The organism is Nostoc spongiaeforme FACHB-130, assembly GCF_014698475.1.
Classification (GTDB): Bacteria; Cyanobacteriota; Cyanobacteriia; order Cyanobacteriales; family Nostocaceae; genus Nostoc_B; species Nostoc_B spongiaeforme.
Genome location: NZ_JACJTB010000008.1, coordinates 68,424 through 83,244 on the forward strand (window position 1 = coordinate 68,424; position 14,821 = coordinate 83,244).

The window sequence follows — 14,821 nt, forward strand, 5'->3', positions numbered from 1 at the left end:
AATTTTTCTTACTATAGAGCATATTGGCTACTTGCGATTTGCACCAAACGCACCACAGCAGAATCCTGTAGAAGATATTTGGTTGCACGCCAAACGATTCATCAGAGAGGTTTATTTTTTCTGTCATTCTTTTACTGTAGTTAAAGCATTATTTGAACTAGCAATTCACGGTCAAATTTTTGACTTCCCTAAACTCCATACCTATGGTCTTTTTTCATAAATGATTTAGGATTGCTATAGTTTATATTTGTATGTCGTTATAATTATTTTCTGTTTTGCCAGATAAGCGATCGCACTGAGGAAATTTTTCATGAGGATTTACTGGGAGCGATTGATGTTATCTAAGCATCAACGGGGAATAGAATAATTGGAATATGTGTCCGAAAAGTGTAAAAATCATTATCAGTAGTCAGGATGCTGTAGCTTCGACGATGAGCAACTGCACAAATCAAAAAATCAGTATTTGAACCCTGGATACCATTGCTGCGACAAGTATTGAAAAACTCTGCGGCGAGTTCGTAGTCTTCAGCTATGAGTTCTAAATCTCTTAAAGCTTGCAGGTAATCTCGCAGACGGGTAAACTGTTCAAAATTGCGGATTCCAGAAAGAATTTCTTGGCGAATTGCGCCCAGCATTGCAACTTGGTCATTAATGATTAAATTCTGCAATATTGCGATCGCTCTTGAAGAATCAGGTGGCGTTCTTCGACGCAGAGCCAGTGACCAAACAGAGGTATCAACAATTACACTCATGTTTGCTGACGTTGATGTTTATAGTCGTAGCCTGCATCATAATCAATAGTACCAAAGAGTTCTAACACTTTGAGCCGCTTGCGACGTTGAATATATTCGCGCAGTGCGGTTTCCACCAGAGAATCAATGCTCACTTGGTCGTCAAGTGCCAACGCCTCTTGTAGTAAGGCTTCGTTGATGTTGAGCGGTGTAGCCACAATTACTTCTGATCCAACAACTGACTAAATCGATAGTAGCGCACCCTGCTATGAGCGATCGCACTTTTCATGAGGATTTAGTGAGAGCGATCGCTTTATTTGGGGTTAAGATACTTTCATAGTTGAAAGGGTGCTGTTTTGTTGATGTCATTTGTTGGGTTGCGCTGCGCTTCACCCAACCTACATATGAGTCCATTTTTTGCTCTATAGTAGCAATTTTTCCTACCATATAGTATGTTTGCAGCCACAAGCCACAGAGCGTCTACGCACCACACAAAGAAGTTGTCAAGGCAAAGCTAAAATAGTAATTTACGTGTAAATTGGTCGAACTTTAAATCTTATGACTTCTGCTACTCCAGTCAAAACTGAGTACGAAGCGATTATTGGTCTAGAAACCCATTGTCAGCTCAGTACGAATACCAAAATTTTCTCTAGTAGCTCTACGGCGTTCGGTGCTGATCCAAATACTAACATTGACCCCGTGTGTATGGGATTACCAGGGGTTTTACCCGTACTCAACGAAAAAGTGCTAGAGTACGCGGTGAAAGCAGGTTTAGCGTTGAATTGCCAAATCGCTAAATATAGCAAATTTGACCGTAAACAGTATTTTTATCCTGATTTACCGAAAAACTACCAAATTTCTCAATATGACCTACCCATTGCGGAACATGGTTGGATTGAAATTGAGATGGTAGATGCTGAGGGTAATCCTGTGCGGAAGCGCATTGGAATTACCCGCCTGCACATGGAAGAAGATGCAGGGAAGTTGGTACATGCGGGGAGCGATCGCCTGTCTGGTTCCAGCTATTCTTTAGTAGACTACAATCGTGCAGGTGTACCCTTAGTAGAAATTGTTTCGGAACCGGATATTCGTTCGGGACAAGAAGCCGCAGAATACGCCCAAGAACTCCGCCGGATTATGCGTTATCTCGGTGTGAGTGATGGAAATATGCAAGAAGGATCATTGCGTTGCGACGTGAATATTTCTGTGCGTCCCGTCGGACAAAAAGAATTCGGGACAAAGGTAGAAATTAAAAATATGAACTCCTTCAACGCCATTCAACGGGCGATTGAATACGAAATTGAACGTCAAATTGCAGCTGTGGAAGCTGGAGAACGCATCATCCAAGAAACGCGGTTGTGGGAAGAAGGCACACAACGCACAATTAGTATGCGGACAAAGGAAGGTTCTAGCGATTATCGCTACTTCCCCGAACCAGATTTAGCACCCATTGAAGTTTCTGATAATCAATTAGAGAACTGGCGTAGCGAACTACCAGAACTCCCCGCCCAAAAGCGTCATCGCTACGAAACTGAATTAGGACTTTCGGCTTATGATGCAAGAGTCTTGACAGAAGAGCGTTACGTATCAGAATATTTTGAAGCAGCGATCGCATCTGGCGCAAGCCCCAAAGCCGCAGCTAACTGGATTACTCAAGATATCGCCGCATATCTCAACAAGCAAAAACTCAGCATTTCTGATATTGCTTTAACTCCAGCGAACTTGGCTGAAGTTATCACCCGCATCGAGACTGGCAAAATTAGCAACGCCCAAGCTAAAGAAAAATTGCCAGATTTACTCCAAGGTGTGACTCCAGAAAAAGCCTTTGCTGGTCAAGAGTTAATCACTGACCCCAGTGTACTAGAACCGATTGTCGATGAAGTGATTGCGGCTAACCCCAAAGAACTAGAAAAATATCGCAACGGTAACACCAATCTCAAAGGCTTCTTTGTGGGACAAGTGCTGAAAAAGACTAGCAAACGTGCTGATCCGAAATTAACTAACGAACTGGTAGAGAAGAAGCTCAATGCCTAATATGACCGGGAGTCAATACCCCCATATCAAGCATTCTGCCACGTTTTAGTTCAGTAATTTCTTTACAGGATATTTACTAAAAATACCATCTACTCAGTAATAGCCCTCACAATTAAAAGGCTATTCTATGGTTAGTAGATTCACCCTAATGCTTCGGAGAGTTGCCTCAGCTGCTCTCCTTATTTATTAATGAGAAAGTTATGTTTCTCTCACATAAGAAATCTTGATTTGGAATAGCTATATTGATGGCAGTGATAACAGTATTGATTGCTCAAAGTCTGGAATTGATTGGGTTTATCCTCGATACTGATCACGCAGCACCCAAAAGTTTGCAATCAGCATAACAGTTAGCTATGGGGTTGTTTTTCCCAAAACTCTTATTTAACCTAGAAAATAAATAATATTTTATCCAAGCTCATCAAACGGCCAATGTGCATTTTGAAATGTGACACAGGCTAGTAATAAAATTTACCATTTTCATTTAAAATTTTATATCTCAGTAATCTAAGGGTAAATTCTTAACAATATTTATACAAAAAAACAAATAATGGGTGATACTCCTCATGGCAAAAATGATATGCTGTGTTAAGTAGATGCACCCTGATGATCTGGAGAGCTGCTCAAGTGGCTCTCCTTTTTCAATCAAAAAGCTGAGTGCTGAGAAAGCGAACATACCGCCATCAAAGGCGTTTAATAATAAGAAGAAGGACTAAATTAAACTTAATATCGTGTCCGGTAAAAGACTTATCATAAAGACCACAGGGAGCAGGAGGAGAAAGAGTTTCGTCTTTCTGCACAAATATGCGTCAGTCATAACAGATTTGCCGGACATGATATAGCGTTAATCAGATATGTTAGGACAATTTGAAAGCTTGAATGCCAGTAATAGTAAGACTTTTTCTCCTGCCTCCTGCCTTCTGCCTCCTGCTATAGTTACTATCTTCAAGTATTTTTAGTTTGTCTAGCTAAGTTAGCAACCATAAATACCAATTGGGTTAGCTCGACAGGTTTAGGAATGTACATTTGAAAGCCTGCTTTCCTAGATTCTTGGATATCAATACTATTGGCATACCCTGTCATTGCTACTGCGGGAATTTGTCCCCCAGCCTCAGCACTAAGAGAACGCACTCGCCGAATCAAAGTATAGCCATCTTGGTTCGGCATTCCAATGTCAGACAATAGCAAGTCATACATCTGTGGTTGGCTTGTGAGTATTGAGAATGCTTCATCAGCAGATGTGACAGCAGTTACTTCAGCCCCGTAATCTTTTAGTATCATCTTCGTTAATTCACGTATATCGGCATCGTCATCTACGACCAGTACGTGCAAACCTTCCAGGGAAGGAATGTTATCAACGGATATTTCCGCATCGTCGGCAATATCTATCACCTCTGGATCAGCAGAGCTAACATCCTCCTCAAGATTACTGTTCAGTGGTAGCTTAACGATGATAGTTGTCCCTAAGCCTACACCTGGACTTTCTGCCTGAACTGTGCCGCCATGAAGTTCGACTAGATAACGGACAAGGGACAGCCCTATGCCCAGTCCTTGATTAGCACGAGTTTTGCTACTGTCAGCCTGGCGAAACCGATCAAAAACATAAGGGAGAAAGTCATTAGGTATGCCAATACCTGTGTCACTAACTCGAATCTGGGCTTGGGAATTAACTTCCTCCAGTGTGATCACCACACTTCCCTCAGCAGGTGTAAACTTGATGGCATTAGAAAGCAAATTCCAGATTACCTGCTGCAATCGCGCCCCATCGCCCAGTACTTTTCTAATCATGGGTTGCAGGTGGCATTCAATTTGAATATTTTTTGCTTCTGCCGATAATCTGACTATCTCAAGGGCTGCCTCAATCACAAAGCGGAGATCAATTGGATAAATATTCAGATGCAGTTTGCCAGTGGTAATCCGCGAGATATCGAGAAGATCCTCAATCATTTGGACTTGTGCTTTAGCACTACGCTGGATCATGTCAATTGCACGATTCATTTGAGCAGTATCAAAGTTTTGCTTCTGGAGTAGATCAGACCATCCCAGAATATTGTGGAGGGGGTTGCGAAGTTCGTGGGATAAAAGAGATAAAAACTCATCCTTAGTTCGGTTAGATGCCTCCGCTTCTAAGCGGGCTGACTGCTCTTGAGCTAATAACTGGGCGCGTTCTTCCTCAAACAACTTCTGCTGTGTAATGTCATGAAGTGCCAGCAAAATCATCTGCTGATTTCCTGGTTGTAAAATTTTATAGCCATTGAGCAATATAGTCTTTTGCCCAATTTTTTCAAAATCACAGCAAACCTCAAAACCTTCAATTTGAGTGTTATGAGTGAGAATTTCTTCCAGGATAGATTGCACTTGGGGAATATTCCAGTGACCATTTCCTAGCTCAAAAATTAATTGCTGTTCTGTCTGGGCGGGCGTTACCTGAAACATTCGATAAAAAGCCCGATTGCTTTTGATAACTTGTAAGTCAGCATTGAGAACTACTAAAGGTTCTGGCATAGTTTCTACCACAGCCTCAGCATAATCAAGGGCTTGTTGAAGCTTCTGTGTACTGCGTTTGAGGGCATCAATATCCATGAACACCATCACTACGCCATCAATTTGATTTTCTGTAGTTCTGTAAGGTCGAATTCGCAGATTGTACCAACGTCCCTCAGTGTCTTGCGCCTCTAATTCTTTGAGATTTAAGGTATCAATTACCTCTATAATCAACGACTCTAAATTAGGAACCTCAATAGTGGAGCGGATATCACTTAGTGGTCTTCCTACATCTGTGGGAATCAAATTCAGTAAACGCTGTGCGGTTGGTGTGAAACGCCGAATCCGTAAATCGTTGGTCAGTATGAGAATGGGAATATTCACACTACTGAGTAAATTCAACAGGTCATTATTGACATTGTGTAATTCGAGATTGCGACTTTGCAGTTCTTGATTAGTTGTATGTAATTCTTCGTTGGTTGCTTGTACCTCTTCTTTGGCGGTTTGCAACTCTTCATTAGTACTTTGTAGTTCCTCATTGCTGGAGAGGATTTCTTCATTTGCTACTTTCAGGTGTTGAGTGGTGGCTTCATGCTCCTGACTAATCAATTGCAAATATTCTTGAGTAGCGGCAAGTTCTTGTTTGGTGGTTGCCAGTTCTTGTTGGAGTTGGAGTATTTCCTCTGTACCCACTTGTTCTACATTTTCAGGTTTGATACTTAGTTGTGGATTTGTTAGGGCGGGTATATCTTCAAATAAAACAAGAAAGCCGCGAGTTTCCACTGAATCAGGCTGAAACGGAATTACCTCAACGTTGACTTTCCTAGATGGCTCACTTCCTTCTATCTGTATCTGTTCCTTTCTCACAGAAATATTCTGCCGTTTGGCCTGATGAATCGCAGTACGCAACTCTTCCAGCAGTCCTTTTCGGGCCATTTTGAACAAATTAAAACTGGGAACACCAGGGGCTGGTCTGAGATAGGGGCTGGTTTCTCCCCGAAATTGCAGAATATCCATATTGTCATTAATCATTACGCCCACTGGGACATAACGATTTAAAAGAATTTGGTCAGCTTGTTTATTTAAGTAAGTAATATCCCAAGTCTTATGACTCATGGTCTTATCAGCAGCTATTTTCGCTACAGGATAGTTGCTGGTTGCAAAGTTAAAGTTAAGTGGAGTGGGTATTAATTTTTTGGTATAAATATTGTTTTTTCTGTCTGCTAAAGTAAATAAATTGGAAAATTCTCCTGCACTCTCGGCAACACCTAACATCAAAAACCCAGTGGGCTTGAGACTGTAATGAAAAATGGGCATTACCTGCTTTTGCAAAACAGATTCAAAGTAAATCAGGACATTACGACAACTAATAAGATCCAGATTGGAAAACGGCGGTTCGCTGATCAGGTTTTGTTTAGCAAAAACACAAAGTTCCCGAATCGGCTTGCTGATTTGATAGCCGCTTTCTACTTGATTAAAGAAGCGTCTTAGCCGTTCTGCTGAGACATCAACTATTTGGCTTGGTTTGTAGATACCTAAGCGGGCTTTTTCAATCGCTGTCTCATTAATATCTGTGGCAAAAATTTGAATAGCAGGTTTGGGAAGCACATTTTCCAAAAATTCCATTAAAGAAATAGCAATGGAATAAACTTCCTCCCCAGTTGCACAGCCTGGTATCCAGATCCGAATCGGCTCATCAACTGATTTCCCCTGAGATATTACCGGAAAGACTCGCTCTTTCAAAGCTTGATAAGCGTCTGGATCACGAAAAAAACTGGTGACACTGATTAAGATTTCGTAGTACAGTGCTTGCACTTCATCTGGATGATTTTGCAGATATTCTACGTAATCTTCTAGACTTTCCAAGTTATACAGCATTATCCGCCGAGCAATTCGGCGCTTTACAGTCGTTTGTTTATAATGCGTAAAGTCAACACCAGTAGCGGTGAACAGCATTGCAAAGATTGCCGGCAAAGCAGTCTCACTTTTAGGCAGTGGCTCAACTGTTTGTGAAGAAATCAGACGGGTAACGTTGGGATGGCGAGCAATCTTGGCTAATTCTTCAGCAATTTTGTGCGGTGGTAGAATAAAGTCAACATCACCAGTAGCGATCGCAGTATTTGGCATATCACTGAATTGTGCCGATTCTTCACACTGAGCAAAGGTGATGCCGCCGGCGGCCTTAATTGCTTCTGATCCCTGTGCGCCGTCTCCATCACTCCCAGATAGGACAACACTGATGGCTTTGCTTCCTATTTCTGCCGCCAACGAAGCAAAAAAAGCATCAGCAGGCATATATTTCCCATGAATTTTCTCACGGGGCATGAGTTGCAATACCCCTTTAAGCAGCGTCATCTTCCTGTTCGGGGGAATGACATATACTTGGTTCGGCTCAACAAGCATCCCATTCTGCACTTCACGGACAGGCATCTGGGTTGTTTTCGCCAGAATCTCCGTCAGCAGGCTCTTCTGATTTGGATCTAAGTGCTGAATCAGTACAAACGCCATCCCAGTATCGATAGGTAAGCGATTCAGTAGCTGTGTAAATGCTTCTAATCCTCCCGCAGATGCGGCAATTCCGACTATAGGAAATAATTCATTACTTTTATCTTGCTGCTTCTGTGTCAATTGTTCAACAGCAGTAGAATCTGATGACGCAGAAGATTGGTTAGAGTTCATTGTATTAACGAATACAATACTAGAAAATTTAACTTTCTAGTGTATTCAATAGTTATATTTCTAGTGTAGCAAAGTTTTTCTCCTAACTTACATCTGCAATGGTTTTAGCTCTATTAACTTTCAGGCTATAACCCATCCACTCAGTGCCTCTTAACCCATGAATTGCTGCAATTTCTTCAGTGTCTGTTTCCATCTCTACAACTGCAAAGCCTCTCTTTTCACCCGTTTTCTGGTTAGTAGAAACTACAACTCTCTTAATAGAGCCATACTTTAAAAAAACTTGCCTAATATCATTATCTTCCACTTCATGCGATAAATTCCCAATGTAAACTGACATCAAATCTCTCCTATTTAAATAATGTTATTGAGGTAAATAATGCCACTTTTTCAAAACCAAATGCTGATGAAAATAACGGTTCCATCTAGAGCATTGACATACTGTTGATTATTGCTTTAATAAATGCAGAGATAAACAACATTATTTATTAGATGGCGATTATCTACAATTTGCTCCCTGATTAGTGAGTTGAAAGTGCTGAGTGCTGAGTGCTGAGTAAACATACTAGTCGTTCTTTCATGCTTGGCTATGCAATAAAGTCACTTAGTAGTGAACTGTTCCGTCAGGCATCTTTGTACCAGTCATTTCTGTTCTCCGCATATTTGCCCCATCAATATCTGCCCCATCTAAATCTGCCCCATCTAAATCTGCTCCATCTAAATCTGCCTGACTTAGCTTTGCTCCCTTTAAGTTAGCTCCACTCAAATCCGCTCCCCTCAAATCCGCTCCGGTTAGGTCTGTTTCAGCTAAGTTTACCCCGCTCAATTTAGCTCCACCTAGCTTGACATAGCTTAAGTCTGCTCCACTTAAATTTGCATTAGTCAAATCTGCTCCACTCAAGTCTGCACCCACCATTTCTGCACTAATTAGGCAGGCTTCAATCATTCGTGCATCAGCCAGGTTTGCCTGATTCAACTTAGCCTGACTAATATGTGCATCAGTTAAATCTGCCCCTCTTAAGTCTGCACTAATTAAGTGTGCGCCTATCAGGTGTACTCCAATCAGATTTGCGTTAGTCAGGCAAACCTGAATTAAGTTGACGTTACTAAAATCCCGTTCTCCTGCCGCATATCGGCTCAAAAATTCTTGAGTTTCCATAAAAAAAATAAATCTTTTGTTTTTTATCTATTAAGTAAATCTTATCTCTAAAAAAATAAGTTTACTGTTAACTAATGTAAATATTTCTCAGTTATGAGCAAGAGTTCTATAGCAATTCACCAAATGATTGAGACAAATATATAGACACAACCCAGATGCAGAAAGCATTTCCAATCCAAAATGGTATGGGCAGTTCTGTCTCATGGTAATTATTGGTAATCAATTAATTACTAAAAACCTCAAAAACTTTCACCAACATAATCTTCAAGAAAATGTTATGTTGGAATTAATGAGAAATATGTTCGGCGATGTGATAAGCCTGTGTCGCCTTCCCGGATCTAAATATTTTCAAGGTAATTAATTCGGGAAATTTTTACGTAAGTTTATGTCAATAATTAGACTAAAGAAAAAAATCTATGTAGGCGTATGCCATTAATTTTCATATATCAGGAATTTTATTATTAACAATGCTTCTGTTTTTACTGCCTAAGTCCCATTCATAGATGTTTTAAGAGTTCTTCTAGTTGACAGTAACTCGGACTGTGTTGAGTTAATTAGAATATTCCTTCAAGAGTTTTCAGTATCCGTAGAAATAGCAACTTCCGGATCAAGAGCCTTATCAATATTAGCAAATGGGCAAAATGATCAAGGAGACGAAGAATGCAGATTTTATCAAATAAATCGAGACAATTACTAAATCATACTATAACTGATGATAGCCAAGGAAATACAACTACATACACCTGGAATCAGATGTGGAGTCACCATATTTGTCCTTGCTGTTCATACGGTTTACTCCGTCATATGAGTAATAGTGGCATTTACTGGCGTTGTAGCCATTGTTATCAACAAATGCCAGATTGGGACTTGGGACATATCCACGCGCATAATCTAGTACAACAAGGCAAAAGTCAAAAGTTAAATGTTAAGAGAGAAACAACCAGCACCGCCTGAGCTAGAAAAATAAATCTTACTCAGCACTTAGCACTCAGCACTCAGCACTAGTTAATTGGTATAATCGCCAGTCAGGCCGCTAATTTTGTGGGGGAACGGAAAAATGGCAGACTGGCAAGAAATTACTGGTGGTGTGACTGCTCCTAAAGGATATCGAGCCGCAGGAATCACCGCAGGATTAAAACCATCGGGATTGCCAGATTTAGCTTTGATAATATCTGATGTAGAGGCGATCGCAGCTGGTGTATTTACCACATCTCAAGTTAAAGCGGCTTGTGTAGATTATTGTCGTCAACGCTTGCAAGCTAAAACCAGCGCCCGTGCTATTCTCTGCAACGCCGGACAAGCCAACGCCGCCACAGGTAGTCAAGGTGTGCGTGATGCCCAAGAAAGTGCAGAGTTGTTAGCGAAGGAATTGAATATTTCTCCCGAATTGATTTTGCTGGCTTCTACTGGTGTAATTGGTCAACGCATCAAGATGGATGCCCTACGCAGTGGGATTCCTAAGTTAGTAGCAGAACTGTCCGAAACAGGTTCCGATGCGGCGGCTGGGGCAATTATCACCACAGATTTAGTCACAAAATCCATTGCCCTAGAAACAACATTACATGATCGCCCAGTCCGTATTGGTGGGATTGCCAAAGGTTCCGGGATGATTCACCCCAACATGGCAACAATGCTGGCATTTGTCACCTGTGATGCAGCTGTTTCCCCCCACCTTTGGCAGCAAATGTTGAGTAGAGCCGCAGATAAAAGCTTTAATTCCATTACAGTAGATGGCGACACCAGCACCAACGATAGTTTAATCGCCTTGGCAAATGGTCAATCCCGCACCCCAGCCATTACCGAGATGAGTGCAGAAGCCGAAAAATTAGAGGCGATGCTAACAGCAGTATGCCAGCATTTAGCCAAAGCGATCGCACGGGATGGTGAAGGTGCAACCTGTCTGGTAGAAGTGCAAGTCACTGGTACTCATGATGACCTCGCCGCCAGACAAATCGCCAAAACCATTGCGGGTTCATCCCTAGTTAAATCAGCAATTTTCGGTCGTGACCCCAACTGGGGACGCATCGCCGCCGCCGCCGGACGTGCAGGTGTACCCTTTGAGCAAGAAAACTTGCAGATTAAGTTAGGAGATTTCTTGTTGTTAAAAAATGGTCAACCTCTGCAATTTGACCGCGCCGCCGCCAGTGCATATTTAAAACAAGCAGCCACCGATTATCCAGTTGTGGATGTAGTAGCTACTAATAATAGTAATGATTTATCAGGCGATCGTAGCAATATCAAAACGCAACGCTTAGATAATCCTGTAATTATTGCTGTTAGCGTTGGTAATGGTCATGGTACAGGTAAAGCTTGGGGTTGCGATTTAAGTTACGACTACGTGAAAATTAATGCCGAGTATACAACTTAACTGATAATAGAATTCAGGAGTCAGAAGTCAGAAGTCAGAAGTAAGGGATTTCCAAGAAATAAATTATCTAAATCTTGTGAGGTGGACATCTTGTCCGCCCCACAAGAAAAATTGTATGTTTTTTTATTTGGAAGTCCCTAATTATAAAAGGTGGGCATTGCCCACCTTTTATAATTAGCAGTCGAAGTATAAGTCAGGACATTTAAAAAGCACTAATTCAGGCATAGTAAGACTTTTACCTCCGGTTGGTGAGCGTAGCCGAACTACTGCCTCCTGCCTTCTGCCTCCTGTCTTCATAATGCCTACTTAAATTGTTCTAATTGGTCTAAGCGTAACCAAATATTGGGTGTTGGGACTTGTCCGAATTTCACAAAGGCATAATCACCTTTAATATCCACAACTTCACCTTGAGTCTCAAATAAATAAGCCGGAAAACGAGTATCGCTGGCTGTGGCTTCAACGCTATTTTCTAGCTTTTCGCGGATAGCGCGAACAATGTCTCCTTTTTTGACTGGCATATATTCCCCTCTGAAGTTAGCAGATTATCTCATAGAGGATTTTAGCTTGCGACATGATACTAAATCTCAGAGCGATCGCTTTGAGGTATTTAACTTATCCATGACATCTCAAACTATTTCTCTATTGAAAACAAGTAATCCCAGGACTTACCCACAAAGATTTTCTGTAGAGATTGGGTGAAGGGGTAAAAGGGTCTAGGGTGTAAGGGTTGTTGATACATACACCCCTTCACCCTTACACCCTTTTACCCTAAATCAAGGTTTTTGGGGCAGAACGTAAAAACCTACACCTGTCAGACCCTTGCACCCAGTCCCAACTGACAATCTGTGAAATCAAACAGTTGAAACTTTAACCACCGACAAAATTAAGCACCTAAAGCCGCCGCCGTTTTTTCCTTATCTAACTTGAACATCAACACACCCAAAGGTGGTAGACACAAATCTAAAGAATAAGGACGATTGTGCATTGACCAATCATCTGTCCATTTACCGCCCAAGTTGCCCATATTACTGCCGCCATACTGACGGGCATCACTATTAAACAATTCAGTATAAAATCCTTTGACTGGTACACCAATGCGGTAATGAGAATGGGGTTGGGGTGTAAAGTTACAAATCACTACCACAAAATCATCAGAATCTTTATCACGGCGGATAAAAGAAACTACACTGTGACGATTGTCGCTACAATCAATCCACTCAAACCCTTCTCTGGCAAAATCTTGGGTGTATAAAGATGGTTCAGAACGGTAGAGTTGGTTGAGTTCTTTAAAGAATTGCTTTAATTGTTGATGTGGCTCAAATTGTAGCAATTGCCATTCCAAATCAGCCCAAACATTCCACTCACTCCATTGCCCAAATTCCATGCTCATAAACATGGTTTTCTTACCTGGGTGAGCAAACATATAGGTAAACAAACAACGCACATTCGCCATTTTCTGCCATCTATCACCAGGCATTTTACCAATCATATTGCTCTTACCATGCACCACTTCATCGTGGGACAAGGCCAACATGAAGTTCTCGCTGTGGTTATACCACATACTAAAGGTGATGTTATTTTGGTGGAATTGGCGGAACCAAGGATCCATGCTGAAGTAATCCAACATGTCGTGCATCCAACCCATATTCCATTTCAAGTTAAAGCCCAAACCACCTGTGTAGGTAGGCCAAGAAACCATCGGCCAAGACGTTGATTCTTCCGCAATGGAAAGCACACCTGGGAAGTAACTAAAAATTAGGTGATTTACTTGACGTAAAAAATCCGCCGCTTCTAAGTTTTCTCTCCCACCGTATTGGTTAGTTACCCATTCACCTTCTTTACGGCAATAGTCAAGATACAACATCGAAGCTACAGCATCTACACGAATGCCATCGATGTGATATCTATCGAACCAAAACAAAGCATTTGCTACTAAGAAATTTCTAACTTCGTTGCGGTTGTAATTAAATACCAGCGTACCCCATTCTTTATGTTCACCTTTGCGGGGGTCTGCGTGTTCGTATAAGTGAGTACCATCAAAGAAAGCTAAACCATGTCCATCTTTGGGGAAGTGGCCAGGAACCCAATCGACAATTACGCCAATACCGTTTTGATGACATTGGTCAACAAAATACATGAAATCTTCGGGAGTGCCAAACCGAGAAGTAGGTGCATAATAGCCAGTAACTTGATAACCCCAAGACCCATCAAAAGGATGCTCGGCAATGGGTAATAGTTCTACATGGGTATAGCCTAAATCTTTGACGTAGGGAATCAAGCGGTCTGCCAATTCCCGATAAGTTAAAAATCGCGCCCCTGGTTTTAATTCCGAAACAATCACTACAGGCTCAGTTTCACCATTGGGTAATTTTGGCGCTTCGGCACTAGAAGCATGTAACCAAGAACCTATATGTACTTCGTAAACAGAGACTGGTTGAGTCAGGGGGTCAGTGTGACGACGCTTTTCCATCCAGCCTTCGTCATTCCATTGATAGGAATTTAAGTTAGTGACAATAGAAGCTGTTTTGGGACGGGGTTCTTGCTGAAAAGCGAAGGGGTCAGATTTTTCATAAATGTGTCCTTCTATATTTTTGATTTCATATTTGTAATGTTCCCCTACCCCGATTTCGGGAATGAATAATTCCCAAACGCCTGTGATGCCTTTACGCATTTGATGTTTGCGTCCATCCCAAAGGTTAAAATCTCCCAATACAGAAACGTTCCGCGCATTGGGAGCCCAAACCGCAAAATAAACACCCTTGACTCCATCGATTTCGGTGGGGTGCGCTCCGAGTTTTTCATAAATTCGGTGATGATTACCTTCCGCAAACAAGTGCAAGTCAAAGTCTGTTATGCGCGGAGAACGGAAAGCGTAGGGGTCATAAGTAACTCGCTCATGCTCTCCTTCTTGAATGCGTAACTGGTAGTTGGCAAGTTCTGGGGTTTCAATCGTACATTCAAAAAAATGGGGATGATGTACGGGTTGCATGGGGTATTCTTGACGTTCTTCGGGAACAACTACCCAGGCTGCACTGGCATTTGGTAGATAAGCACGTACAGCCCACACTTGTTTACCATTTTGTTCTACTGCATGAGAACCAAGTATTTCAAACGGGTCGTGATGCTGATTCCAAACTATACGGTTAACCTGTTCCTGAGCGATCGTGGCTATGGACATGAAGCTACCTATGTTGAATAAAGTGATTAACTAAATCGGCTTTTTTAATATCTATAATCTATTCTTTACATTTATTTGCAATTTATTGCCACCGTTATAGTACATCAGATGGGGACATAGGGGATAAGGGGTGATTAGGTTCTCAAGTTTTTATACCAGTTAGATAGTAAGCGTAGCGGTCGAAGGTCAAAAGG

10 protein-coding genes and 1 pseudogene are annotated in these 14,821 nt (G+C 41.6%); 4 read left to right on the plus strand and 7 right to left on the minus strand.

Features of this window, described 5'->3' with window-relative positions; translation table 11 throughout:
• Window positions 1-34 precede the first annotated feature (34 nt).
• Window positions 35-220 (plus strand): annotated as a pseudogene (locus H6G74_RS09350) (IS630 family transposase); the annotation flags it as partial.
• A 121-nt stretch (window positions 221-341) separates the two neighbouring features.
• On the opposite strand, the gene vapC reads toward H6G74_RS09350, so the two are convergent.
• Together vapC and H6G74_RS09360 are read right to left on the minus strand one after the other, a co-directional pair.
• Window positions 342-752 carry a type II toxin-antitoxin system VapC family toxin gene (gene vapC / locus H6G74_RS09355; protein ID WP_190967400.1) on the minus strand — a complete coding sequence of 137 codons (411 nt, stop codon included), beginning with the start codon at window positions 750-752 and terminating at the stop codon, window positions 342-344.
• Entirely contained in the window at window positions 749-949 is a 201-nt protein-coding gene (locus H6G74_RS09360) for a type II toxin-antitoxin system VapB family antitoxin (RefSeq protein WP_190967401.1), read from the minus strand. The genes vapC and H6G74_RS09360 overlap by 4 nt, the downstream gene beginning before the upstream one ends.
• A gap of 340 nt (window positions 950-1,289) precedes the next feature.
• Here H6G74_RS09360 and gatB point away from each other — a divergent pair, with 340 nt between their 5' ends.
• Window positions 1,290-2,765: an Asp-tRNA(Asn)/Glu-tRNA(Gln) amidotransferase subunit GatB gene (gene gatB / locus H6G74_RS09365; protein WP_190967402.1), complete on the plus strand. Its 1,476-nt coding sequence runs from the start codon at window positions 1,290-1,292 to the stop codon at window positions 2,763-2,765.
• Between the two features lie 942 nt (window positions 2,766-3,707).
• Here the strand turns inward: gatB and H6G74_RS09370 are convergent.
• The 3 genes from H6G74_RS09370 to H6G74_RS09380 form a co-directional block, all read right to left on the minus strand.
• Window positions 3,708-7,925: a chemotaxis protein CheB gene (locus tag H6G74_RS09370; protein ID WP_190967403.1), complete on the minus strand. Its 4,218-nt coding sequence runs from the start codon at window positions 7,923-7,925 to the stop codon at window positions 3,708-3,710.
• 82 nt (window positions 7,926-8,007) lie between these two features.
• Window positions 8,008-8,262, minus strand: a complete 255-nt coding sequence (locus H6G74_RS09375; protein WP_190967404.1) for an RNA recognition motif domain-containing protein — start codon at window positions 8,260-8,262, stop codon at window positions 8,008-8,010.
• 264 nt (window positions 8,263-8,526) lie between these two features.
• Window positions 8,527-9,081, minus strand: a complete 555-nt coding sequence (locus tag H6G74_RS09380; RefSeq protein ID WP_190967405.1) for a pentapeptide repeat-containing protein — start codon at window positions 9,079-9,081, stop codon at window positions 8,527-8,529.
• Between the two features lie 660 nt (window positions 9,082-9,741).
• Between H6G74_RS09380 and H6G74_RS09385 the strand changes: the two genes are divergently transcribed.
• Together H6G74_RS09385 and argJ are read left to right on the plus strand one after the other, a co-directional pair.
• Window positions 9,742-10,035: a hypothetical protein gene (locus tag H6G74_RS09385; RefSeq protein WP_190967464.1), complete on the plus strand. Its 294-nt coding sequence runs from the start codon at window positions 9,742-9,744 to the stop codon at window positions 10,033-10,035.
• A 103-nt stretch (window positions 10,036-10,138) separates the two neighbouring features.
• Window positions 10,139-11,449 carry a bifunctional ornithine acetyltransferase/N-acetylglutamate synthase gene (gene argJ, locus H6G74_RS09390; protein ID WP_190967406.1) on the plus strand — a complete coding sequence of 437 codons (1,311 nt, stop codon included), beginning with the start codon at window positions 10,139-10,141 and terminating at the stop codon, window positions 11,447-11,449.
• 302 nt (window positions 11,450-11,751) lie between these two features.
• On the opposite strand, the gene ndhO is transcribed toward argJ, so the two are convergent.
• Entirely contained in the window at window positions 11,752-11,967 is a 216-nt protein-coding gene (gene ndhO, locus H6G74_RS09395; RefSeq protein WP_062289749.1) for an NAD(P)H-quinone oxidoreductase subunit O, read from the minus strand.
• Between the two features lie 365 nt (window positions 11,968-12,332).
• The gene (gene glgB / locus H6G74_RS09400; RefSeq protein ID WP_190967407.1) at window positions 12,333-14,627 is read right to left on the minus strand and encodes a 1,4-alpha-glucan branching enzyme; all 2,295 of its coding nucleotides are present in this window, start codon (window positions 14,625-14,627) and stop codon (window positions 12,333-12,335) included.
• Between the last annotated feature and the right edge of the window lie 194 nt (window positions 14,628-14,821).

Coding starts and splice junctions, on each gene's coding strand:
- gatB (WP_190967402.1), top strand. CDS start 1,290: ATGACTTCTGCTACTCCAGTCAAAACTGAGTACGAAGCGATTATTGGT.
- H6G74_RS09370 (WP_190967403.1), bottom strand. CDS start 7,925: ATGAACTCTAACCAATCTTCTGCGTCATCAGATTCTACTGCTGTTGAA.
- argJ (WP_190967406.1), top strand. CDS start 10,139: ATGGCAGACTGGCAAGAAATTACTGGTGGTGTGACTGCTCCTAAAGGA.
- H6G74_RS09375 (WP_190967404.1), bottom strand. CDS start 8,262: ATGTCAGTTTACATTGGGAATTTATCGCATGAAGTGGAAGATAATGAT.
- H6G74_RS09385 (WP_190967464.1), top strand. CDS start 9,742: ATGCAGATTTTATCAAATAAATCGAGACAATTACTAAATCATACTATA.
- vapC (WP_190967400.1), bottom strand. CDS start 752: ATGAGTGTAATTGTTGATACCTCTGTTTGGTCACTGGCTCTGCGTCGA.
- glgB (WP_190967407.1), bottom strand. CDS start 14,627: ATGTCCATAGCCACGATCGCTCAGGAACAGGTTAACCGTATAGTTTGG.
- ndhO (WP_062289749.1), bottom strand. CDS start 11,967: ATGCCAGTCAAAAAAGGAGACATTGTTCGCGCTATCCGCGAAAAGCTA.
- H6G74_RS09380 (WP_190967405.1), bottom strand. CDS start 9,081: ATGGAAACTCAAGAATTTTTGAGCCGATATGCGGCAGGAGAACGGGAT.